Annotated in this window: 18 protein-coding genes; 7 read left to right on the top strand and 11 right to left on the bottom strand. The window is 23.9% G+C overall.

What is annotated here, in order from left to right:
- Nucleotides 1–55: 55 nt before the first annotated feature.
- Together cmk and gyrA are read right to left on the bottom strand one after the other, a co-directional pair.
- A complete protein-coding gene (gene cmk / locus JIC14_RS01390) occupies nucleotides 56–718 on the bottom strand; it encodes a (d)CMP kinase (RefSeq protein WP_201329668.1) in 663 nt (220 codons plus the stop codon).
- 80 nt (nucleotides 719–798) lie between these two features.
- A complete protein-coding gene (gene gyrA, locus JIC14_RS01385; protein ID WP_201329667.1) occupies nucleotides 799–3,399 on the bottom strand; it encodes a DNA gyrase subunit A in 2,601 nt (866 codons plus the stop codon).
- A 277-nt stretch (nucleotides 3,400–3,676) separates the two neighbouring features.
- Between gyrA and ssb the strand changes: the two genes are divergently transcribed.
- From ssb to clpB, 3 genes are all read left to right on the top strand, one after another.
- The gene (gene ssb / locus JIC14_RS01380) at nucleotides 3,677–4,192 is read left to right on the top strand and encodes a single-stranded DNA-binding protein (protein ID WP_201329666.1); all 516 of its coding nucleotides are present in this window, start codon (nucleotides 3,677–3,679) and stop codon (nucleotides 4,190–4,192) included.
- A 22-nt stretch (nucleotides 4,193–4,214) separates the two neighbouring features.
- Complete coding sequence (locus tag JIC14_RS01375) at nucleotides 4,215–5,711, top strand: cryptochrome/photolyase family protein (protein ID WP_201329957.1); 1,497 nt, start codon at nucleotides 4,215–4,217, stop codon at nucleotides 5,709–5,711.
- Nucleotides 5,712–5,815: 104 nt separating this feature from the next.
- Nucleotides 5,816–8,404, top strand: coding sequence for an ATP-dependent chaperone ClpB (gene clpB / locus JIC14_RS01370; protein WP_201329665.1), 2,589 nt, complete (start codon nucleotides 5,816–5,818; stop codon nucleotides 8,402–8,404).
- 841 nt (nucleotides 8,405–9,245) lie between these two features.
- On the opposite strand, the gene ruvX is transcribed toward clpB, so the two are convergent.
- From ruvX to rpsF, 7 genes are all read right to left on the bottom strand, one after another.
- A complete protein-coding gene (gene ruvX / locus JIC14_RS01365; RefSeq protein WP_236584490.1) occupies nucleotides 9,246–9,680 on the bottom strand; it encodes a Holliday junction resolvase RuvX in 435 nt (144 codons plus the stop codon).
- Nucleotides 9,673–10,413 (bottom strand): YqgE/AlgH family protein, encoded by a 741-nt coding sequence (locus JIC14_RS01360; protein ID WP_201329664.1) that lies wholly within the window; start codon nucleotides 10,411–10,413, stop codon nucleotides 9,673–9,675. Before JIC14_RS01360 ends, ruvX begins: the two co-directional genes overlap by 8 nt.
- A 155-nt stretch (nucleotides 10,414–10,568) precedes the next feature.
- A complete protein-coding gene (locus tag JIC14_RS01355) occupies nucleotides 10,569–11,417 on the bottom strand; it encodes a 5'-3' exonuclease (protein WP_201329663.1) in 849 nt (282 codons plus the stop codon).
- 55 nt (nucleotides 11,418–11,472) lie between these two features.
- Nucleotides 11,473–12,921, bottom strand: coding sequence for an exodeoxyribonuclease I (gene sbcB, locus JIC14_RS01350; RefSeq protein ID WP_201329662.1), 1,449 nt, complete (start codon nucleotides 12,919–12,921; stop codon nucleotides 11,473–11,475).
- Between the two features lie 70 nt (nucleotides 12,922–12,991).
- The gene (gene rplI / locus JIC14_RS01345) at nucleotides 12,992–13,447 is read right to left on the bottom strand and encodes a 50S ribosomal protein L9 (RefSeq protein ID WP_201329661.1); all 456 of its coding nucleotides are present in this window, start codon (nucleotides 13,445–13,447) and stop codon (nucleotides 12,992–12,994) included.
- Between the two features lie 17 nt (nucleotides 13,448–13,464).
- Entirely contained in the window at nucleotides 13,465–13,749 is a 285-nt protein-coding gene (rpsR, locus tag JIC14_RS01340; protein WP_201329660.1) for a 30S ribosomal protein S18, read from the bottom strand.
- Nucleotides 13,750–13,833: 84 nt separating this feature from the next.
- The gene (rpsF, locus tag JIC14_RS01335; protein ID WP_201329659.1) at nucleotides 13,834–14,178 is read right to left on the bottom strand and encodes a 30S ribosomal protein S6; all 345 of its coding nucleotides are present in this window, start codon (nucleotides 14,176–14,178) and stop codon (nucleotides 13,834–13,836) included.
- 220 nt (nucleotides 14,179–14,398) lie between these two features.
- Between rpsF and dnaB the strand changes: the two genes are divergently transcribed.
- Nucleotides 14,399–15,757: a replicative DNA helicase gene (dnaB, locus tag JIC14_RS01330; RefSeq protein WP_201329658.1), complete on the top strand. Its 1,359-nt coding sequence runs from the start codon at nucleotides 14,399–14,401 to the stop codon at nucleotides 15,755–15,757.
- A gap of 11 nt (nucleotides 15,758–15,768) precedes the next feature.
- Here the strand turns inward: dnaB and JIC14_RS01325 are convergent, their stop codons facing one another.
- The gene (locus tag JIC14_RS01325) at nucleotides 15,769–16,143 is read right to left on the bottom strand and encodes an Mth938-like domain-containing protein (RefSeq protein WP_201329657.1); all 375 of its coding nucleotides are present in this window, start codon (nucleotides 16,141–16,143) and stop codon (nucleotides 15,769–15,771) included.
- 553 nt (nucleotides 16,144–16,696) lie between these two features.
- On the opposite strand from JIC14_RS01325, the gene JIC14_RS01320 reads away from it, so the two are divergent.
- Nucleotides 16,697–17,878 (top strand): class I SAM-dependent methyltransferase, encoded by a 1,182-nt coding sequence (locus tag JIC14_RS01320; protein ID WP_201329656.1) that lies wholly within the window; start codon nucleotides 16,697–16,699, stop codon nucleotides 17,876–17,878.
- A 29-nt stretch (nucleotides 17,879–17,907) separates the two neighbouring features.
- On the opposite strand, the gene def is transcribed toward JIC14_RS01320, so the two are convergent.
- The gene (def, locus tag JIC14_RS01315; RefSeq protein ID WP_201329655.1) at nucleotides 17,908–18,417 is read right to left on the bottom strand and encodes a peptide deformylase; all 510 of its coding nucleotides are present in this window, start codon (nucleotides 18,415–18,417) and stop codon (nucleotides 17,908–17,910) included.
- Between the two features lie 223 nt (nucleotides 18,418–18,640).
- Here def and tyrS point away from each other — a divergent pair, with 223 nt between their 5' ends.
- Together tyrS and lepA are read left to right on the top strand one after the other, a co-directional pair.
- Nucleotides 18,641–19,900, top strand: a complete 1,260-nt coding sequence (gene tyrS / locus JIC14_RS01310) for a tyrosine--tRNA ligase (protein WP_201329654.1) — start codon at nucleotides 18,641–18,643, stop codon at nucleotides 19,898–19,900.
- A gap of 31 nt (nucleotides 19,901–19,931) precedes the next feature.
- A complete protein-coding gene (lepA, locus tag JIC14_RS01305; RefSeq protein ID WP_201329653.1) occupies nucleotides 19,932–21,728 on the top strand; it encodes a translation elongation factor 4 in 1,797 nt (598 codons plus the stop codon).
- The last annotated feature ends 237 nt before the right edge of the window (nucleotides 21,729–21,965 follow it).

The following is a 21,965-nucleotide window of genomic DNA, read 5'->3' as shown; positions in this document are numbered from 1 at the left end:
TTATTAATAATAGTCGAATAATATTTTTAAATTTATATATAAATAATTAAAATTTTTAATTTTTTGTATACCAATTTAATATCTGATTAACTGCTTGATTAATGCTTATTTTAGAGGTATCTAATAAATGCGCTTGTTTAGGGCATTTTAAAGGCGATAAACTACGAGTTTTATCACGTATATCACGTTTTATAAAATTTATTAATAAATCATTAATGGTAACAGAAAAACCTTTTTGTATCAATTGTTTATATCTTCTTTCGATTCTCTGTTTAATGTTTGCCGTTAAAAATATTTTTAAAAAAGCATCTGGAAAAACTATCGTCCCCATATCACGTCCATCCGCTACTAATCCTGGAAATTTACGAAATTCTATTTGCATTTTAAATAATTCTTTTCGTATATTTTTAAATGTTGCAATTTTTGAAGCATTATTACCTACTTTTTCATTTCGAATTAATCTAGTTACATTAAAATTATTTAAATATACTTCTTTACCTAAAAAATTATAGTTTAATTTTTTTATCAAAATAATTAATTCTAATTCATTATCTAATTGCACATTATTATTAATTGCCGATAAAGCAACTAATCGATATAACGCACCTGAATCTAAATAATGAAAACCTAATTTCGATGCAACTAATTGTGCTACAGTTCCCTTTCCAGAGGCAGTTGGACCATCTATTGTTATAACTGGAATATAATTTTTTATCATTCTTACCTTACATAACTTAACTTAATTTAAACTCAATTTAAATTTGATTAAATTTTTAATCTTTACTAAAAATTACAATTTTAGATGCTATTATTTTTTTTATTTTCAATATCATTTTCCATAACACGTTGTACTCCACATAATTTAGATTTATTTTCAATGGTTATTAAAATAACGCCTTGAGTAGATCTTCTCATTTTACGAATCTCTGAAACACGTGTACGTATAAGAATACCTCCAGTTGTAATTAACATAATTTCATGATGTCTATTAACTAATGTTGCTGCCACAACCTTTCCATTGCGTTTATTAGTTTTAATTGAAATTATGCCTTTAGTACCTCTATTGTGTCTTGTGTATTCTTTTATTAATGTACGCTTACCATAACCATTTTCGGTTACAGTTAAAACTGATTGTTTTTGATTATTTGAAACTAATAAAGCTATAACTTTTTGTTTTTTTTCTAATCTCATACCCCTAACTCCACGAGCTGAACGCCCCATTGCTCGCACAGAATTTTCATTAAAACGCACCGCTTTACCAGAATCTGAAAAAAGCATAATATCATAACTACCATCAGTTAATGCCGCCCCAATCAAAAAATCTTCATTACTTAAATTAACAGCAATAATTCCAGATTTACGTGGATGACTAAAATTTGATAACAAAGTTTTTTTAACAATACCTAAACTAGTAGACATAAAAACATAATTATTTTTTGGAAAATCATGTTTATTATTAGATAAAGGTAAAATTACAGTAATTTTTTCGTTATTTTTTAATAAAAACATATTAATTATTGGCTTACCTCGTGAGTTTCGAGATCCCTGTGGAATTTTCCAAACTTTTAACCAATATAATCGACCATAATTAGAAAAACATAAAATATAATCATGTGTATTGGCTATAAATAGTTGATTAATCCAATCTTCATCTTTTGTTATCATAGCCTTTTTTCCTCGCCCCCCTCGTTTTTGTGCTCGATACTCGGAAATTGGTTGAGATTTTATATATCCTGAATTTGATAATGTAATTACCATATCTTGAGAAGCAATTAAGTCTTCTGTACTAAGATTTATAACATTTAAAGTTATCTCAGAGCGCCGTATATTTTTTTTATAACCTCCATATTTATTTTTAATTGCATTTAATTCATCAGTAATAATTTCTGTAATTCGTTTTGGATTAGATAATATATCTGTTAAATCCATAATTTTATTCAAAATATTTTCATATTTATTAATTATTTTTTTTTGTTCTATATTAGTTAAACGCTGTAAAGGCATTTGTAAAATTTCTTGAGCTTGTATATCAGATAATTTATACATACCATTTTTTTGTAATCCAAAATTTATTTTTGATATATTATTAATTTTTGGTATAGTATCAAAAATTTTTTTATTAAAACCAATTACTTTACTAGAATCAGATAAATTCCACATAGATTCAATTATTTTCTTTTTCGCTTCTTGTGGCGTAGACGTTGAACGAAGAATCTGTATAAAATTATCAATATTAGCCAATGCTATTGTTAACCCCTCTAAAATATGAGCATATTCGCGCATTTTACGTAATTCAAAAATAGTCCTTCGTTTTATTATTTCTCTACGATGTAAAATAAAATAGTAAAGTATCTCTTTTAGATTTAATAATTTAGGTTGTCCATTAACTAATGCTAACATATTCATACCGAAGGTATTTTGTAATTGAGTTTGTTTATATAATTTATTTAATACTATTTCTGGTATTTCATTACGATTAATTTCAATAACTATACGCATACCAGATTTATCTGATTCATCTCGTAAATGAGAAATACACTCTAATTTTTTTTCTTTAACTAGTCGAGAAATTTTTTCTAATAATGATTTTTTATTAACTTGATATGGAAGTTCATCAATAATAATTGCGGTACGATTTTCTTTATTAAATTCCTCTATATGAGTTTTAGCTCGTATTATTACACGACCTTTACCAGTATAATAACCATCATGAACACTAGATAATCCATAAATAATACCTGCCGTTGGAAAATCTGGAGCTGGAATTATCTTAATTAAATCATTAATTGAACACTCTGGATTATGCAAAACATATAACACACCATTAATAACTTCTGTTAAATTATGAGGTGGTATATTAGTAGCCATACCAACAGCAATACCAGAAGAACCATTTATTAATAAATTTGGAATACGCGCTGGCAATACAGATGGTTCTTTTTCTTTTCCATCATAATTTGAAATAAAATCAATAGTCTCTTTATCTAAATCAATAAGTAATTCATTAGAAATTTTATTTAAACGACATTCAGTATAACGCATTGCAGCAGCACTATCCCCATCTATAGAACCAAAATTTCCTTGTCCATCAACTAATGTACAACGTAAAGAAAATGGTTGTGCCATTCGTACTAAAGCATCATAAATTGATGAATCACCATGAGGATGATATTTCCCCATAGTTTCACCAACCACTCGTGCACATTTTACAAAAGAACGATTCCATAAATTATTCATTTCATACATAGCAAATAATACACGTCTATGAACTGGTTTTAACCCATCCCGTACATCTGGCAATGCTCTTCCGACAATTACGCTCATCGCATAATCAAGATAACTTTTACACATTTCCTCTTCAAGGAAAATAGAAATTACTTCTTTAGCAAATTGATTCATTTATAATATAAAACTTATGTTTATAGATAATTAAGTAAAAGTTTTTATAAATTTTTAATATAAAATATTTTAGTATAAAATCTAGATATTATTTAAAAAATATTTTAAAAAAATTTTTAATTTTTTTTATTAATATAATAAGTATATAAATTAAAATAAATATTATTATATACTAAAAAAAGAAAATTAAAATCATTAAAAAAAATTAAAATTATATAAATAAAAACAACTTAATGTTAAAATTATATAAATAAAAACAACTATAAAAATAAAAAATATGGCCTCTGTAAATAAAGTAATTATTATTGGTAATCTTGGTCACGATCCTGAAACACGTTATATGTCTAATGGTGATGCGGTTACTAATGTTAGTATTGCAACAACAGAAAATTGGAAAGATAAAAATTCCGGAGAAAAAAGAGAATTAACTGAATGGCATCGAATTACTTTTTATCGTAAATTAGCGCAAATTGTAAAACAATATTTAAAAAAAGGATCACAAATATATATAGAGGGGCGTTTACAAACACGAAAATGGACTAATAAAGAAGGAGTTGAAAAATATGTTACAGAAGTTATTGCTGATAACATGCAAATGTTAGGTAATCGTAAAAATACAAATGAAAAAAATATTTCTAATAATTTAGAAAATAATTTTTTTAATATAATGTCTTCACGTAAAAATTCTATCTCAAATACCAATAACGAAAAAGAAAAATCTCAAACAAATTTTAAAACACAACCATTACCTATATCTAATTTTTTAGAAACAGATGATGATGTTCCATTTTAATTATGAATAATATTTTTAATATATAAAAATTTTTAAAAAAACTTTATTTTGGTTTCGTCGTGATCTTCGTATACAAGACAATGCTGCATTATATTATGCATTACGTCAAAGTATGGAAGTATATTGCGTGTTCATATTTGATAAAAATATCTTAAATCCTTTACGTTCTCAAGGTATTATTGAAGATCGCAGAGTTGAATTCATATTCAAAAGCATTATTGAATTAAGTATTATTTTACAAAATTATAATAGCAATCTAATTATACGTCACGCTACTGCTTCAAAAGAAATTAAAAAATTAGTTATAGAACTCAATATTGATGCAGTAATGATAAATCATGATTATGAACCTCAAGCAATAATACGTGATAAATTAATCAAAAAAGAATTAAAAATAATAGGATGTAAATTTTTTAGTTATAAAGATCAAGTTATTTTTGAAAAAAATGAAATTTTAAACAAAATAGGAAAACCATATTCCATATTTTCTTGTTATCAAAGAAAATGGATAGAAAAAATTAAAAATAACAAATTTTATTTACAATCTTATCCAGTTAAATCTTATCTAAATAATTTAGTAAATTTTTCTAAATTACATAAAATTAATAATAACATATCTTCTTTGAATAAAATTGGATTTTGTAAAAGTAACTTATCTGCTCTAGGAATTCAAACCGGAATGTCTGGAGCAAAAATATTATTAAATAATTTTATTCAAAAAATTAAAAATTATAATACAACTCGAAATTATCCTTATATTTATGGGACCTCTTATTTATCTATACATTTAAGATTTGGTACAATATCAATTCGAAAATTAGTAAGACTAATTTTTAAATTCATAAAAAAATATTCTAAAACTAATTGTATTGGATATTTTACCTGGTTATCTCAGTTAATATGGCGTGATTTTTATCAAATGATTTTATATTGCTACCCAAATGTAATAAATAAATCATTTAAAAAGGAATATGATAATATTCTTTGGGAAAACAATGATTGTGCAAAAAAAAATTTTTTAAAGTGGTGTAAAGGATATACTGGTTATCCATTAATTGATGCTGCTATTATTCAATTAAATTCAAGCGGTTACATGCATAATAAACTACGCATGATAACTGCAAGTTTCTTAATAAAAGATATGGGTATTAATTGGAAATGGGGGGAGAATTATTTTGCAAATAAGTTAAATGATTTTGATTTAGCATCTAATAATGGTAATTGGCAATGGTCAGCATCTTCTGGTTGTTCTTCTCAACCATATTTTCGTATTTTTAATCCAATTATTCAATCTAAAAAATTTGATTCTCAAGGAATTTTTATTCGTAAATATCTTCCACAATTATCAAAATTATCAAATAAATATATTCACTCTCCCTGGGAAGTAAGTCCTTCTAAATTAGAAAAAGCTGGAATTATCTTAGGAAAAAATTATCCAAAACCTATTTTGGAACAAAGTTTATCTAAAATAAACACTTTAAAACGTTATAATTTTATCAAAAAATATTTTAAACTATAATAAAATAAAGATAATTATATCAGTTATTATAATTATAAATTATAATAAATTTTAATAGTTATAAAATATTTCTTAATTTTTAAATTTAAAATTAGGAGAACTAAATGTATTCTAATGAATTAACAATAAAATTACAAGAATCTTTAGTTGACGCTCAAAATTTGGCAATTAATAATGATAATTTTTATGTAGAATCTTTACATTTATTATTTATATTTTTAGAAAAAAATTCTTTTATTCTTTTTATTTTGCAACGTTCTGGTATAAATATACTTTTATTAAAAAAAAAATTAATTAATTTATTAGCTTATTTACCTAAAATATTTGGAAATAATTATAAAACAAAAATTGGAAAAGAATTAATTGAATTAATAAATATATCAAATAAAGAAGCAAAAAAATATAATGACAATTATACTTCAAGTGAAATAATGTTATTAGGATTTTTTTTATGTCAATCGCAAGCCGGAAGGTTATTGCGTAATTATAATTTAAATTATAGATCTTTAAAAAATACAATTTTTTTAACCCGGAAAGGAAAAAATATTTTGTCACAACAAGATGAGGAACGCAGAGAATTTTTAAAAAAATATACAATAGATTTAACTAAAAAAGCTCGATCAGGAAAATTAGATCCTGTAATTGGTCGTGATGATGAAATTCGACGAGCAATACAGGTATTACAAAGAAGAAGTAAAAATAATCCCGTTTTAATCGGAGAACCTGGAGTAGGTAAAACCGCTATTGTAGAAGGATTAGCGCAACGCATTATAAACGGAGAAGTTCCGCATAGCTTATTATCAAAAAAAATTTTATTATTAGATATAGCTCTATTATTAGCTGGATCAAAATATCGAGGGGAATTTGAAGAGCGCTTAAAAAAAATACTAAAAGAAATATCTAATAATCAAAAAAATATTATAATTTTTATAGATGAATTACATACTATGGTTGGAATGGGTAAAATAGAAGGCGCTATAGATGCTGGTAATATGTTGAAACCAGAATTATCTCGCGGGGAACTTCATTGTATTGGAGCTACCACACTTAATGAATATCGTAAATATATAGAGAAAGATGCTGCACTTGAACGTCGTTTTCAAAAAATTTTAATAGAAGAACCGGATATTGAAACAACTATTTCAATTTTACGGGGGTTACAAAAAAAATACGAAGTTCATCATGGTGTTGAAATTACTGACCCCGCTATTGTGGCAGCAGCAGAATTATCATATCGTTATATTGCTGATAGATTTATGCCAGATAAAGCAATTGATTTAATTGATGAAGCTGCGGCTAAAATTAAAATTGAAATAGATTCTAAACCAGAAATTATGGATAAATTAGAAAGACGATTAATTCAACTTAAAATAGAGCGTGAAACTATAAAACGTGAACATGATGAATCGTCAAAAAAAAGATTATCACTCATTGAAGAAAAAATTACTAAATTAGAAATAAAATACGTTAATTTAGAAAAAATATGGAAATATGAAAAAACCTTAATACAAAATAGTCAACAAATTAAAGAGAAAATTGAAAAAACACGCTTAAAAATAAATGAAGCTACTAGAAAAAGTGACTGGCAAACCGTATCAAAATTAAAATATGGAGAATTAAATAAATTAGAAAAAATCTTAAAGGAAAAATCACAAAAAAACACAAAATTTTCTACTGACGCAAATAAATTTACTTTACTAAAAACTAAAGTTGACTCTGAAGAAATCGCTGAAATTGTTTCACGTACCACTGGGATACCAGTAGCCCGAATAATAGAAGGAGAACGTGAAAAATTATTGAATATAGAAAATTTATTGCGTAAAAGAATAATTGGTCAAGATGAAGCAATTTTAGCAATTTCAAATGCAATTCGGCGCTCTCGTGCTGGTTTATCTGATACTAAACGTCCATATGGTTCTTTTATGTTTTTAGGTCCTACTGGAGTTGGAAAAACAGAGTTATGTAAGGTATTAGCTGCATGTATATTTAATAATGAAGAATCAATAATAAGAATTGATATGAGTGAATTCATAGAAAAACATTCTGTTTCTCGTTTAATTGGAGCCCCTCCAGGTTATATTGGATATGAAGAAGGGGGTTATTTAACAGAAATAGTACGTCGTAAACCATATAGCTTAATTTTATTAGATGAAATTGAAAAAGCACATTCCGAGGTCTTTAATATATTATTACAAGTATTAGATGATGGTCGTTTAACAGATAACCATGGTCGTACTATAAATTTTAAAAATACAATCATTGTTATGACATCAAATCTTGGATCTAATAAAATTAAAGAAATGAAAAGTGGAAACAAAGAAATTATAAAATTAGCAGTAATGAACGAGATAAAAATATACTTTCGTCCTGAATTTATAAATCGCATTGATGATATTATTGTTTTTCACCCTCTTAATAGAAAAAATATTTTTTCCATTACAGATATACAATTAAACATTGTAAAAAATAAATTATTAAAAATGAATATAGATTTTAAGATTAGTAAAGCGGCATTAAAAAAAATTGCTAATATAGGATTTGATTCAATATATGGAGCTCGTCCTTTAAAAAGAGTAATTCAACAGGAAATTGAAAACCCACTATCTAAATTAATTTTATCTGGAGAATTTATGGCTAAAGATACTATATACGTTGATATCAAAGATAATATGTTATATTTTAAGAAAATTTAAAATTATTTTTATATTTATGAAAACAACCTATATTATAGGTGATGTTCATAGTTTCAAAAAAAACAACTTTCTATATTTTTAAAAAAAATTTATAAAAAATCTCCTGAAGCTAATTTTATATTTTTAGGAAATTTAATTAATAAAGGACCTAAATCTTTAGATACGCTATGAATAGTTTATTTAATAAGAAATCATGCTAAAATAGTTTTAGGAAATCACGAAATACATTTATTAGATGTGTTTTTATTAATATTAATAAAAAAAGTAAATTTGATACTTTTGATGATATCTTAATGCTCCGGATAAAAAAAAATTAATATCTTGGTTATGTACACAACCATTGGCTATATATTACAAAAAATATCTTATGATCCATTCTGGAATAACTAAATAATGGACGGCTCAACAAACCATAAAATTATCTTATGAAGCAGAAAAAATATTAAGAAAATCTTATTGGAAAAATTTTTAAATTATATAATAATTATTTAATAAATTGAGGTAATAATTTAAAAAATAGATAAATTATAATTCATTATTAATGCATTAACTCACATAAGACTTTGTAAAGAAAATGGAACAATAAAATTTACAAAAAAATATAAAAAATAATAATTTTAAAATTAATTATATACCATGGTTTAATTTACCCAATAGAAAAACAGTTAATATTACCATACTATTCGAACATTGGTCAACTTTAGAATTAATAATAAAACCTAATATTATTTGCTTAGACATTAAGTTGTGTTTGGGATAATAAACTTACAGCATTATGTTTTGAAGATCGATCAATAATTCAAATAAATAATTTTTAAATATCTTAAAAATTTTAAATTTATTAAATTTTATTATATAATTTTTCATCAAAATATTGTTGCAATATAAGAGCAGCTGATTGGGAATCTATATATTTTTTACGAAAATTTTTAATTATAATTGATGAATAATTTTCATTAATCATAAATGTTTTAATTGAATAGCGCCCACATAATTGATTAGCAAATCGTTGACATCTTATTGCTATTTTATGTTTTTCATGAGCCATATCAATATATGACGGGAATCCAACTACAAAATATTTTGGTTTCCAATTTTCTACTAATTTAGAAATTTCATTAAATTTCGCGTTATTAGTTATTGAATGAATAATTTTCAAAGGTTTTGCATGTTTTATTAAGGTATTTCCAAATGCAATTCCTATTCTTTTAAATCCAAAATCAAAACCAAATATAATTTCAATATTAGAAAAAGATTTAATTAAATTATTAGACATATCCATATTGATTACTTAGCATTAATGGGTTAATTCCTAATAATTTTACTGCAGCAAAAAATCGTTGCTCACACGGAACATTAAAAATAACTTCAGAATTAGCATCAACTATTAACCAATGATTATTAATAATTTCTGCCTCTAATTGACCAGAACCCCATCCTGAGCAACCTAAGCTAATTAATAATTGAGAAGGCCCATCTCCTCTAGAAAAAGATTCTAAAATATCCTTAGATGTAGTCAATGAAATATCAGAAGTTATATTTAAAGTTGAATTAAAAAATGATGATTTTTCATTAACAATATTATGTAATACAAATCCTCGATCAATCTGAACTGGCCCCCCAAACATAATAGGTTTTGTAGTTTTTTCTAAAATAAATTCTTTAGTATTAGGAACTAATCTTAGTTTTAAATTACTATCGCTATCTAATAAAATATTTATAGTCATATCAGTAGGTTTATTAATTATAATACCAAATGCACCATTCGTATTATGTTCACATAAATATACTACTGCCCCATCAAAAAATGGAGTAGAAAAACCAGGCATAGCAATTAAAAAATGATTAGTTAAATCAAGTAACGATTTAGCATCACTACAATCAATATCATAATCTGTATCAGCGATATTATCATCATTATTTTTTAATGGTATATTTAGTGTATTATGATCAATAGTTTTAAAAACATCAACTTGAGATGATAATATTTTTTTTTTTTGTTTAGTCATAATATTTTTATATGATTTAAATTGAATTAGATAATTTTAAAATACTAAATTTTTTTAAAATCGTAAAATAGCTTAATTACATAACTATTATAACTTTTTTATAATTAATGATATTATTACACATTTTTAAAAAGTAATAAATATTTAAATATTAATTAATATAAAAATTTTTCTTTTAATTTATATTGATTTAATAATTTTATCAATAATTTTTCATCTTTAGGTTGAATAATTAAGGATTCTGGAATTGATACTATATTTTCAGTAAGATTACAATCCGTCTTTATTGTTAATAATTTTTTTATTTTTGGTAACCAATTTAATGAAAACCGTAAATTTTCTCCAATTACGCCCTTAATTTTATTGGAATTCTTTATAATACCTTCTAAAGAATGATATTGATTTAATAATTTAATAGCTGTTTTAGGTCCAATTTTTTTAACTCCAGGTAAGTTATCTGATACATCACCTATTAAACTAAAATAATCAACAATTTTTTCTGGTGACACACCAAACTTAGAAATAACAGCTGTACGATCATATATTTTATTATTATTAATAAGAATAATTTTATTATTTACTAATTGTGCCATATCTTTATCATTAGTTGAGATAATAACTTTTAAATTATATTTAATGATCGCCTGCTTAGCGAGTGTGCCAATTACATCATCAGCTTCAACTCCTTTCATTATTAAAATTGGCCAACCTATTGCACGTACCGCTGTGTGAATTAGCTTAATTTGTAAAATTAAATTATATGGCATTTTTTTTCGCGTAGCTTTATAAGCTGGATATAAAATATTTCTAAAGGTTTTTCCTTTCGCGTCAAATATACAAGCAATATAAGTTGCCTGATAATTTTTATATAATTTACGTAACATGTTTATTGTACCATATAACGCGCCAACTGGAAAATTATCTATATTTCTTATATCAGGTAACGCGTAAAATGCTCTATATATATAACTAGAACCATCTACTAATAATAAAGTATTGCGCATAATAAAATTATTTATAATTTAAAAAATCAATATTTTAAGAAATTAATATAAAATATTAATAACCATATTTTGGGATAATATTTTTTCCATACATCAATAATGCATTTAATATTTTTTTATCATATTCATTTACCTTTTTTAATAAAGATTGTATTTCTAAATAAAACATATTTATGGTGTAATTATTATTTTTTTTATTATAAAATCGAGAAATACGATATTTCTCCCAGCGCTTTAATTCTTTTAAAGATAATGTTTCTATAAAATTTCTTGCTCGATAACGAAAAATTAACTCTTTTAACTTTTTATTTTCAAAACAAAAATTAACATCAGATAATTCTTGAGGAGACATAGATCTTAAAATGGCTAATTTTAAATTATCATTCTTACTAATAAAATTATTATATAATTCTTCATCAATATTTAATTCTAAATTAGAATTATTAATTTTATAATCTAAAAAAATTTTTTTCCAAATATGAGTTCTACTCAATATAGATGAGGCATATTTTATATTTTTAAAAGCACAATTTAAATCAAATTTACAGCGAAATATTAAATTTGATGATAATATTTTTAAATTACTTATCACTATTGGTGATCTATTTAAATGAATCATACTTATTGGTATAATATCTTCATTTAAGGAATTCTTTTTAAAACATAAATAATCGCGAATTTTATTAATATCATTTAATAAAAATTGTTTAGGATCATATAATAAATTCCAAGTAATTAATATATTTTTATTCATTGGATGTATACAAATAGGCCACATAAGAGAAATATAATCATTTTTAGCAGAAAATGCATGAGAAATATAAAAAAATGGACGAGCTATTGGCCACCCTATCTCCATTAAAACATATTTTTTTTTTCGTAATGATAAAGCAAAATTAAACAATCTAGGATTATTATTACGTATTAATCTAGCTAAACCTAATGTAGCACGAACATCTGATAAGGCGTCATGCGATTTTTTATGTAATAAATTATTAACAAAACTTAAATGCTCTAATTTTAAACTTGGTTTACCATTATTTTTATATGGCCATATTATTCCATATGGACGTAATACATAAGAAGCTCTTATTACGTTAATTAAATCCCAGCGACTGCAATTATTTTTCCATTCTCTTTCATAGGGATTAATTAAATTTCTCCAAAACATAAATCGAGTAACTTCATCATCAAATGAAATTGTATTATAACCAACACTAATCGTACCTGGTTTTAAAAAAATACTTTCAATAATAGATGCAAATTTATACTCTGGTATACCATTATTTAAACAAAATTGAGGAGTAATTTTTGTAATTAAACAAGCCTTTGGATTAGGCAAAAAATCAGGAGCCGGTTTACAATATAACATAATTGGATTATCAATTTCATTAAGCATAATATCAGTTCTAATTGCAGCAAACTGAAATGGCCTATCTCTTCGAACATTTAAACCAAATGTTTCATAATCATACCAAAGAAAAGTAGAATTTCCATCTATCATAATTTTTTATAAAAAAATTAAATAATTTTAAAATACAATTATTTATTAATTTAATATTTATTAAATTTAATTAAGTTTTTATTTCACTAGTAATAGAAATCATTTTATTAATTTTTAAGTCACTATGTAATGATATATTTATATAATAATTTCCAATTTTTTTTATTTGATTATTTGGTAATCTAATTTTATTTTTTTTAATTTTTAATCCTTTTTTTTCAAATTCCTTAACAATATCAGAATTAGTTACAGAACCAAATAATCGCCCATCAATTCCAGATTTTTTCATAATATTTATATTTAATTTTTGAATTTCTTCTCCCATTTTTTTAGCATTTAAAAAAATTGTAGAAGCAGTTTTTTCTAATTTAATACGTTTTTCTTCAAACTCTTTAATAACAAATTTTGTCGCGTGTCGAGCTTGATTTTGTGGAATTAAAAAATTACGCGCATAACCATTTTTTACTTTTATAATTTCACCTAATTTTCCTAAATTAGGAATATCTTTTAATAAAATAATTTGCATATTCTTCCTTATAAAAATTATCTATTATGTAAATCAGTATATGGCAATAATGCTAAAAAACGAGCACGTTTAATTGCTGTATCCATTTGACGTTGATAATGAGAACGTGTTCCAGTTAATCTTGCGGCTATAATTTTTCCATTTTCCTGAACAAAATCTTTTAATATCTCAATATTCTTGTAATCAATTTGCTTAATATTCATCACGGTAAATCTACAAAATTTTTTTCTTTTAAAAAGTGGATTTTGCTGTTGACGTTTTTTCTTAAATTTATTCTTGTCATTTTTTTTACCAAATATCATTTTTAAAACCCCTATTATTTATAAAATATAAAAAACATTTTATTGTATTATCTTAAATATAAAAATTAAAATTTTAAAAATTTATTATTTTTTAATACTTTCCTCTTTCTGAATTAATCTTAAAAAAGATGATGTTTCAGTTTCGGCTTTTTTAGTTTTTATCGTTAAATATCTTAAAATTGCATCATTAAACCTAAAACTTGTTTCAATTTCCAATAAAGTTTTTTTATTAATTTCTACATTAAAACATATATAATGTGCTTTTATTACTTTTTTTATTTGATAAGCTAAAGATCGACGCCCCCAGTCTTCTAAACGATGTATTTTTCCCTTTCCGGAAATTACAATTTTTTTATAACGTTCAATCATCTCTGAAACTTGTTCACTTTGATCTGGATGTACAATAAATATAATTTCATAATGACGCATATATACTCTCTTGAAAAATTAAATAAATAACAATTATAATTATTCACATATTGAAAAATAACCATACGTTCATAATAACAGCAAAAGAATAATTTTAAAAAAAGTCTTTTTATCCTTTTTGACGTTAATGAACTATTTATAATAACTGAATTTTAAAATTTAAAAAAAATAATAAAAAAATTTTAAAAAAATAATTATTTCTAAATTAATATTAGTATATATGCATGCACCATTTAATATCAAAAATGAAAAATTTCGTGTACCACCACATTCTATTGAATCAGAACAATCTGTTTTAGGAGGATTATTGCTTGATAATTCTGCTTGGGATAAAATTGCAGATTGTTTAAATTCAGATTATTTTTATCGTTATGATCACAAATTAATTTTTAAGCATATTACAAAATTAATTAATTCATCACATCCAGCGGATGTTATTACTGTATTTGATTCATTATCTAATACCGGTAATGCTGAAGAAATAGGAGGTTTATCTTATTTAAATTCTTTAGCGCAAAATATACCATCAGCCGCTAATATTCGACGTTATGCTGAAATAGTACGAGATAGAGGAATATTAAGAAAATTAATTACAATTACTGATGAAATCTCTAGTCAGGCTTTTATTTCTGAAGGAAAAGAAGTAAAACAAATATTAGATGAAGCAGAATCAAAGATTTTTTCAATTGCGGAAAAAGAAATATGCATAAATAAAGGTTTCCAGAAAATTCAACCATTATTAAATCGGGTTATAGAACGTATTAATAAATTATATAATCAAGGTATTAATAATAATGATGTTACCGGTATTTCAACTGGATTTTTTGAACTTGATAAAATAACATCTGGATTACAGCCTGGAGACTTAATCATTGTTGCGGGAAGACCTTCTATGGGAAAAACTGCTTTTTCTCTTAATATAGGAGAGCATATTGCAATTAAAAATAAATTACCTGTTGCTATATTTTCAATGGAAATGAGTGGAGCTCAATTAGCCATGAGAATGCTTGGTTCAGTTGGAAAACTAGATCAACATAAATTACGAACTGGTCGTCTTTCTAGTGATGATTGGCCGAGAATAAATGATTCAATTAAAAAAATTAATAAATCTCAATTATATATTGATGAAACTCCATCTTTAAATGTAATAGAATTACGAGCGAATTCAAGACGCTTATCTAGACAATGTGGAAAAATTGGTGTAATTATAATCGATTATTTACAATTAATGTCCGCAAGTTCTAGCGGGGAAAATAGAGCTACTGAAATTTCTGAAATTTCTCGAAATTTAAAGGGATTAGCTAAGGAAATTAATTGCCCAATACTTGCTTTATCACAATTAAATCGTTCATTAGAACAACGTCAAAATAAACGTCCTATAATGTCAGATTTACGTGAATCAGGTGCTATTGAGCAAGATGCTGATCTTATTTTATTTATATATCGCGATGAAGTTTATAATCAAAATTCAGCTGATAAAGGTATTGCTGAAATTATTGTTAGCAAACAACGCAATGGTCCAATTGGTAATATTCGACTAACCTTTTCTGGTCAATATACTAAATTTAATAATGTTTAATAATTGTTTTATTAATCAAAAATAAGAGCTAACATGACTTTAATATCATCAAATACTAAAATATTGTAAGTACGACATGCTGCTTGATTATTCATGCATTCAATTCCAATATTTTTTTGAGTTAAAATATAAGTTAATTTTGGATGAATAAAATGTTGAATACTACCAGTTCCTAAAATAACTATAGTTGGATTAAATTTAGAAATATAAATAAAATCTTTTTTAGTAAGAAAATTATATCCATTTATCGACCAAAAAATAGGATCTATTGTTGGTGATACTAAAAAACTTTTTTTATAAAAAATTCCATTTCTAAATTTAACGCTATAATTATTATAAGCAACAATAGTTTGATAATTTATATTTATAATATTTTCTAATTCCATTTTTATATATTAATTTAATTAATTATTATTTTTAATAATTTCATACAAACAAAATACAATTTAGAAAGAATTGATATAATTTTAATATTATTAGATATATTCATTAAATTTATGCGTAAGTAATTAATAACAAATAAGGCATAATTTATACCATGTTTTACTAAATGTCATTATATTATAAATATCGCTTGTTAAATGAATATATTCTAATTGTAAATTTAAAATTTTTTTAGAACTAATAATTTTTAACTAAATTTAAATTTCTAATTGATCAGAAACTATTTTCAATTTTTCTTTTTAATATAAAAATTCTTCTTATAAAATTATTATCAGAAGAATTATATATCTAACTAATTTTAAAAATCCAATATATATCAGATTAATTATGAATTATCTTCATGATATATTTTATTTTTTTGTGCCATTAAATATATAATCAGTAGAATAATTAATAATTACTTCTTCTAATTTTTGTTTTTCTTAAAAAATAACATCTAGAACTTCTTCTCAATTAATTCGCATAACTATTTTTTTTAAATTTTACATTTTAAAAATGCATAATATTGATACTTTCAATAAAGATATTTTTTTTTCTAATTTACTAAAAAATTTAATTATAAAAGATATATACAAAAAAAATGGCTGGATTTCATTTAAACGTTATATGGAACTAGCCTTATACGCAAAAAATTTAGGTTACTATAATAATAATTCTATTAAATTTGGTGAAAATGGTGATTTTATAACAGCACCTGAAATTTCATCATTTTTTGGTATAACATTAACCAAATTAGCAATCGAAATTTTTGAACAAACTGAACCTATAATAATGGAATTTGGTTCTGGTAATGGGAAATTAGCTAAAGATATTCTTACTGCATTTAATCTATTTAATATTAAACTTGAAAAATATATTATTATTGAATTATCTCCTAAATTACGTAATAGACAAAAAAAAATGTTAATTGATTTTACAAACATAGAATGGTTAAATAATTGTCCAAAGAATTTTTCTGGTTTAATCATACTTAATGAAGTATTAGATGCTATGCCAGTATCTTTAGTCACAAAAGGTATTAATTGTTGGTATGAAAGAGGTGTTACATGGATTAATAATAAAAAAAACGGAAAATTTATATTTAAAGATCGTCCTTGTAGCTTAAATTTTATTAAACAAATAACTAATGAAAAATTACTTCCGATTGGATATTTAACAGAAATACATTCAGTTGCTATAAAATTTATAGCATCATTAGCAAAAACATTAATAAATAAAAAAAATAATCAATCAAAAAATAATAGTATATTAATTTTATTAATAGATTATGGATTTCCATCAAATGAATATTATTTAGATCAACGATCTCAAGGAACTTTGATGTGTCATTATAAACATAATATAAATTTTGATCCATTTTACTTGCCTGGTTTACAAGATATAACAGCTCATATTGATTTTACAGCAATTGCAAAAATAGCAACTGATAATGGCTTAAATTTATTAAATTATACTAGTCAATCTGGATTTTTAATAAATTCTGGTATTTGTAATATTTTATCTAAATTTATGTTTAAAAATAAAAATAATATTATACAACATCTGCAACAAATTAATGGTATAAAAAAATTAATTTCTTTAGGAGAAATGGGGGAATTATTTAAAATACTAGTATTAGGTCATAATATAAAATGGCCTAAAAAATTTTTACAATACGATCGCAGTCATCGTTTATAAAAATAATTAGAATTTATTTTTTATAAAAATTATATTTTAATTTTTTTATTTTTTTTTAATATTTTTTTTATAATTCGTTCTTTTTTAAAATTCGATAAATATTCAATAAATATTTTTCCATTTAAATGATCTATTTCATGCTGCAAACAAATTGCCAATAATCCTTCAGCTATTATTTCAAATATTTTTCCTTCAATATTTAATGCATGTACTCGAATGAATTTAGAGCGTTTTATTTTATTAAATATTCCAGGTAAAGATAAACAACCCTCATTATAAATTTGTTTTTCCTTGCTATACCATATAATTTTTGGATTTACAAAAACCTGCAATTTATTACTATTTTTTGAAATATCTAATATTAATAATTGTTTATGTATATCAACCTGTGAAGCAGCTAAACCAATTCCCGTAGCATTATACATAGTTTCAGTCATATTAAAAATTATTTTTTTTAAATTTAAATCAAACTCTGTAACTGGTTCCGCTATTTTTTTTAAACGTATATCTGGATAATAAATAATAGGCAATAAAGTCATATTTTTTAATAAATTTAAAGTTTTTCCTTTTTATATATTTAAAAAAATTTTATTAAGCAATTCTTAGAGTATAATAAAATTAAATTTACATCAATTTAATTTTAAAATAAATAATTAAATAAATTTAAACTTATTAAAACATAAAAAACTTTTTAAAATTTTCTTTAAAAACATAATAAAAATTATTAATAATAAATTTTTAAAAACAACTAAATTATTATGAATGAATCCTAAATTAAAATCTAAAACTAATACTAATTCTACAATACAGCCCCTTTTTATATCCGATAAAATATTTAATTCCTTAGAAATCATTAAAAATGGAATTAAAGAATTACTACTAGAATCAGAACTTATAAAAAAATTAATACGTTCCGAAGATACCAATAAACCTTTACGTATTAAACTTGGATTTGATCCGACTAGCCCTGATATCCATCTTGGACATATTATAGTCTTAGATAAATTACATCAATTACAAAATCTTGGTCATCAAGTATTTTTTTTAGTTGGAGATTTTACTGCAATCATCGGTGATCCAACCGGAAAAAATATTACTCGTCCATTATTAACAGATGAACAAATTAATTTTAATGCGCAAACTTACTTTTCACAAATTTCTTTAATATTAGATATAGAAAAAACTGAAGTTTGCTACAATTCTAAATGGTGTAATCAATTAAGCGCAAAAGATATTATTAAATTAACATCTTATTATAATGTAGCGCGTATGATGGAAAGGGAAGATTTTACAAAAAGATATAAAAATAGAATATCAATCTCAATACATGAATTTCTATATCCTCTAATTCAGGGTTATGATTCAGTAGCATTAAAATCTGATCTTGAAATAGGGGGGGTAGATCAAAAATTTAATCTATTAGTTGCTAGAGAAATACAAAGAAATTATTCTCAAGAACCTCAATGCATTTTAACTATGCCACTATTAGAAGGTTTAGATGGGGTTCAAAAAATGTCAAAATCGAAAAATAATTATATTGGTATTACCGAACCTAGCAATATTATGTTTGCTAAAATAATGAGCATATCTGATTCAATGATGTGGCGTTATTATGAATTAATACTTAAGTATTCCTCAAGTACTATTTCTAATTTTAAAACTGAAATAATTTCTGGAAAAAATCCTCGTGATTTTAAAATTACTTTAGCTAAAAAAATCGTCACTCGTTTTCACTCAAAATCCGCGTCTAATGATGCTTTATATGATTTTATAAAACGTTCTAAGGGTGGAATTCCAGATAATATTCCTGAATTAGAAATATATGGCGCACCATTTTATATTGGAAATTTACTCAAACAAATTAATTTATGCCCCTCTATTTCTAGTGCATTAAGAATGATTGAACAAAGAGGAATTCGTGTTAATGGAATTATAATTAGTGATAAAAATTTACAATTAAATAATGGTATTTTTGTATTACAAGCTGGAAAACGTAAATTTATCCGAGTAAAATTACTATAATTAATATTTATAATTCTTAAAAATAAATAAAATGAAAAATATACGAAATTTCTCTATTATCGCTCATATTGACCATGGAAAATCAACATTAGCAGATCGTATTATTCAAATCTGCGGAGGATTATCTACTCGAGAAATGGAATCTCAGGTTTTAGATTCTATGGATATTGAACGAGAAAGAGGGATTACTATAAAAGCCCAAACCGCCGCTTTATCATATAAAGCAAAAAATGGTTTAATCTATAATTTAAATTTAATAGATACTCCTGGGCATGTTGATTTTAGTTATGAAGTTAATCGTTCATTATCTGCATGTGAAGGAGCTCTATTATTAATTGATGCAACTCAAGGAGTTGAAGCTCAAACTGTTGCAAATTGTTATATGGCAATAGATATGAATGTTAAAGTAATACCAGTATTAAACAAAATTGATTTACCTAACGCAAATATAAATAATACTCTTTTAGAAATAGAAAATATAATTGGAATTAATTCTAAAAATGCAATATTTTGCTCAGGTAAAACTGGTTTTGGTGTCTTAGAAATATTAGAAAATTTAATTTCTAAAATTCCACACCCAAAAGGTAATATTGATGCCCCTTTACAAGCTTTAATTATTGATTCATGGTTTGATAATTATGTTGGTGTAGTAATGTTAGTTCGCGTTATTAATGGTAAATTACATATTAAAGAAAAAATTTTACTAATGTCAAATGGTACAAAACATTTAGTAGAAAATATTGGAATTTTTACTCCAAAATCATATAAATGCTCATCATTATCAGCTGGACAAGTTGGTTTTATTGTGGCTGGAATTAAAGAAGTAAAAATAGCAAAAGTTGGAGATACTATAACATTAGCAAACTTTCCGTCTTTAAATGCATTACCGGGATTTAAAAAAGTTCAACCACAAGTATTTTCTGGATTATTTCCATTAAAAAATAATGAATTTAATACCTTAAAAAAATCATTAGAAAAACTTAAATTAAATGATTCAGCATTAAAATATAACCCAGAAACTTCTCAAGCATTAGGTTTTGGATTTCGTTGTGGATTTCTTGGATTATTACATATGGAAATAGTTCAAGAGCGATTAAAAAGAGAATTTAATATTGATTTAATTACCACTGCCCCGACTGTAATTTACAAAGTTTTAATGAAAAATAATACTATATTAATGATAGATAATCCTTCTAAAATACCAGAAACAATTAAAATTTTAGAAATTCAGGAGCCAATTGTTATAATTAATTTATATACACCCAAAGAATATGTTGGTGTTATTATGAATTTATGTATCCATAGAAGAGGTATACAAATTAATATAGATTATCATGGTATGCATGTGAAATTAACATATGAAATTCCTATGTCTGAAATAATATTTGATTTTTTTGATACTTTAAAATCTATTTCTCATGGTTTTGCTTCTATGGAATATGAATTTAAAGAATATCGATCTTCTGATGTTATTAAACTCGACATATTAATAAACAATGAAAAAATTGATGCTCTTTCTAGTATTTTACATCGTATTAATAGTAGACACAAAGGAAAGGCAATAGTAGCTAAAATGAAAGAATTAATACCGAGACAAATGTTTGATGTAATCATTCAAGCGACTATTGGTGCAAATATTATTGCACGTGAAAATATAAAATCTTTACGAAAAAATGTGCTTGCAAAATGTTATGGAGGAGATATTAGTAGAAAAAAAAAATTACTTGAAAAACAAAAAGCAGGAAAAAAAAATTTAAAACAAATAGGTGTCGTTGGAATACCTAAAGAAGCTTTTTTAGCAATATTAAAAATAGATAAAAAAAAATAAATTTTTAATTAATACCGATAAATTTTACAAAAATTTTATTTATTTTAATTATAATTACTGGTATTATTTGATTTTTAAATATAATTTTTGTAAAAAAAAATACAAATATAAAAAATATTTTGGATAAAATACTTCGAAAAATTTTTTCTAATTATTATAATTATCTTTATTTTTCATTCATTTTTATATAAACCTTTTGTAATTTCATTTAACTCAATATTACCAACTTATCATTAG

Source organism: Candidatus Profftella armatura (Diaphorina cf. continua), assembly GCF_016593155.1.
Lineage (GTDB): Bacteria > Pseudomonadota > Gammaproteobacteria > Burkholderiales > Burkholderiaceae > Profftella > Profftella armatura_A.
This window is presented reverse-complemented; position numbering and strand designations above follow the sequence as displayed.

What these genes read in the sequence shown, in the direction of transcription:
- rpsR (WP_201329660.1), bottom strand. Translation starts at nt 13,749, where the DNA reads ATGATATTTGGTAAAAAAAATGACAAGAATAAATTTAAGAAAAAACGT.
- JIC14_RS01320 (WP_201329656.1), top strand. Translation starts at nt 16,697, where the DNA reads ATGCATAATATTGATACTTTCAATAAAGATATTTTTTTTTCTAATTTA.
- lepA (WP_201329653.1), top strand. Translation starts at nt 19,932, where the DNA reads ATGAAAAATATACGAAATTTCTCTATTATCGCTCATATTGACCATGGA.
- sbcB (WP_201329662.1), bottom strand. Translation starts at nt 12,921, where the DNA reads ATGATAGATGGAAATTCTACTTTTCTTTGGTATGATTATGAAACATTT.
- ruvX (WP_236584490.1), bottom strand. Translation starts at nt 9,680, where the DNA reads ATGTCTAATAATTTAATTAAATCTTTTTCTAATATTGAAATTATATTT.
- ssb (WP_201329666.1), top strand. Translation starts at nt 3,677, where the DNA reads ATGGCCTCTGTAAATAAAGTAATTATTATTGGTAATCTTGGTCACGAT.
- rpsF (WP_201329659.1), bottom strand. Translation starts at nt 14,178, where the DNA reads ATGCGTCATTATGAAATTATATTTATTGTACATCCAGATCAAAGTGAA.
- tyrS (WP_201329654.1), top strand. Translation starts at nt 18,641, where the DNA reads ATGAATCCTAAATTAAAATCTAAAACTAATACTAATTCTACAATACAG.
- JIC14_RS01355 (WP_201329663.1), bottom strand. Translation starts at nt 11,417, where the DNA reads ATGCGCAATACTTTATTATTAGTAGATGGTTCTAGTTATATATATAGA.
- gyrA (WP_201329667.1), bottom strand. Translation starts at nt 3,399, where the DNA reads ATGAATCAATTTGCTAAAGAAGTAATTTCTATTTTCCTTGAAGAGGAA.
- dnaB (WP_201329658.1), top strand. Translation starts at nt 14,399, where the DNA reads ATGCATGCACCATTTAATATCAAAAATGAAAAATTTCGTGTACCACCA.
- JIC14_RS01325 (WP_201329657.1), bottom strand. Translation starts at nt 16,143, where the DNA reads ATGGAATTAGAAAATATTATAAATATAAATTATCAAACTATTGTTGCT.
- clpB (WP_201329665.1), top strand. Translation starts at nt 5,816, where the DNA reads ATGTATTCTAATGAATTAACAATAAAATTACAAGAATCTTTAGTTGAC.
- cmk (WP_201329668.1), bottom strand. Translation starts at nt 718, where the DNA reads ATGATAAAAAATTATATTCCAGTTATAACAATAGATGGTCCAACTGCC.
- JIC14_RS01360 (WP_201329664.1), bottom strand. Translation starts at nt 10,413, where the DNA reads ATGACTAAACAAAAAAAAAAAATATTATCATCTCAAGTTGATGTTTTT.
- rplI (WP_201329661.1), bottom strand. Translation starts at nt 13,447, where the DNA reads ATGCAAATTATTTTATTAAAAGATATTCCTAATTTAGGAAAATTAGGT.
- def (WP_201329655.1), bottom strand. Translation starts at nt 18,417, where the DNA reads ATGACTTTATTGCCTATTATTTATTATCCAGATATACGTTTAAAAAAA.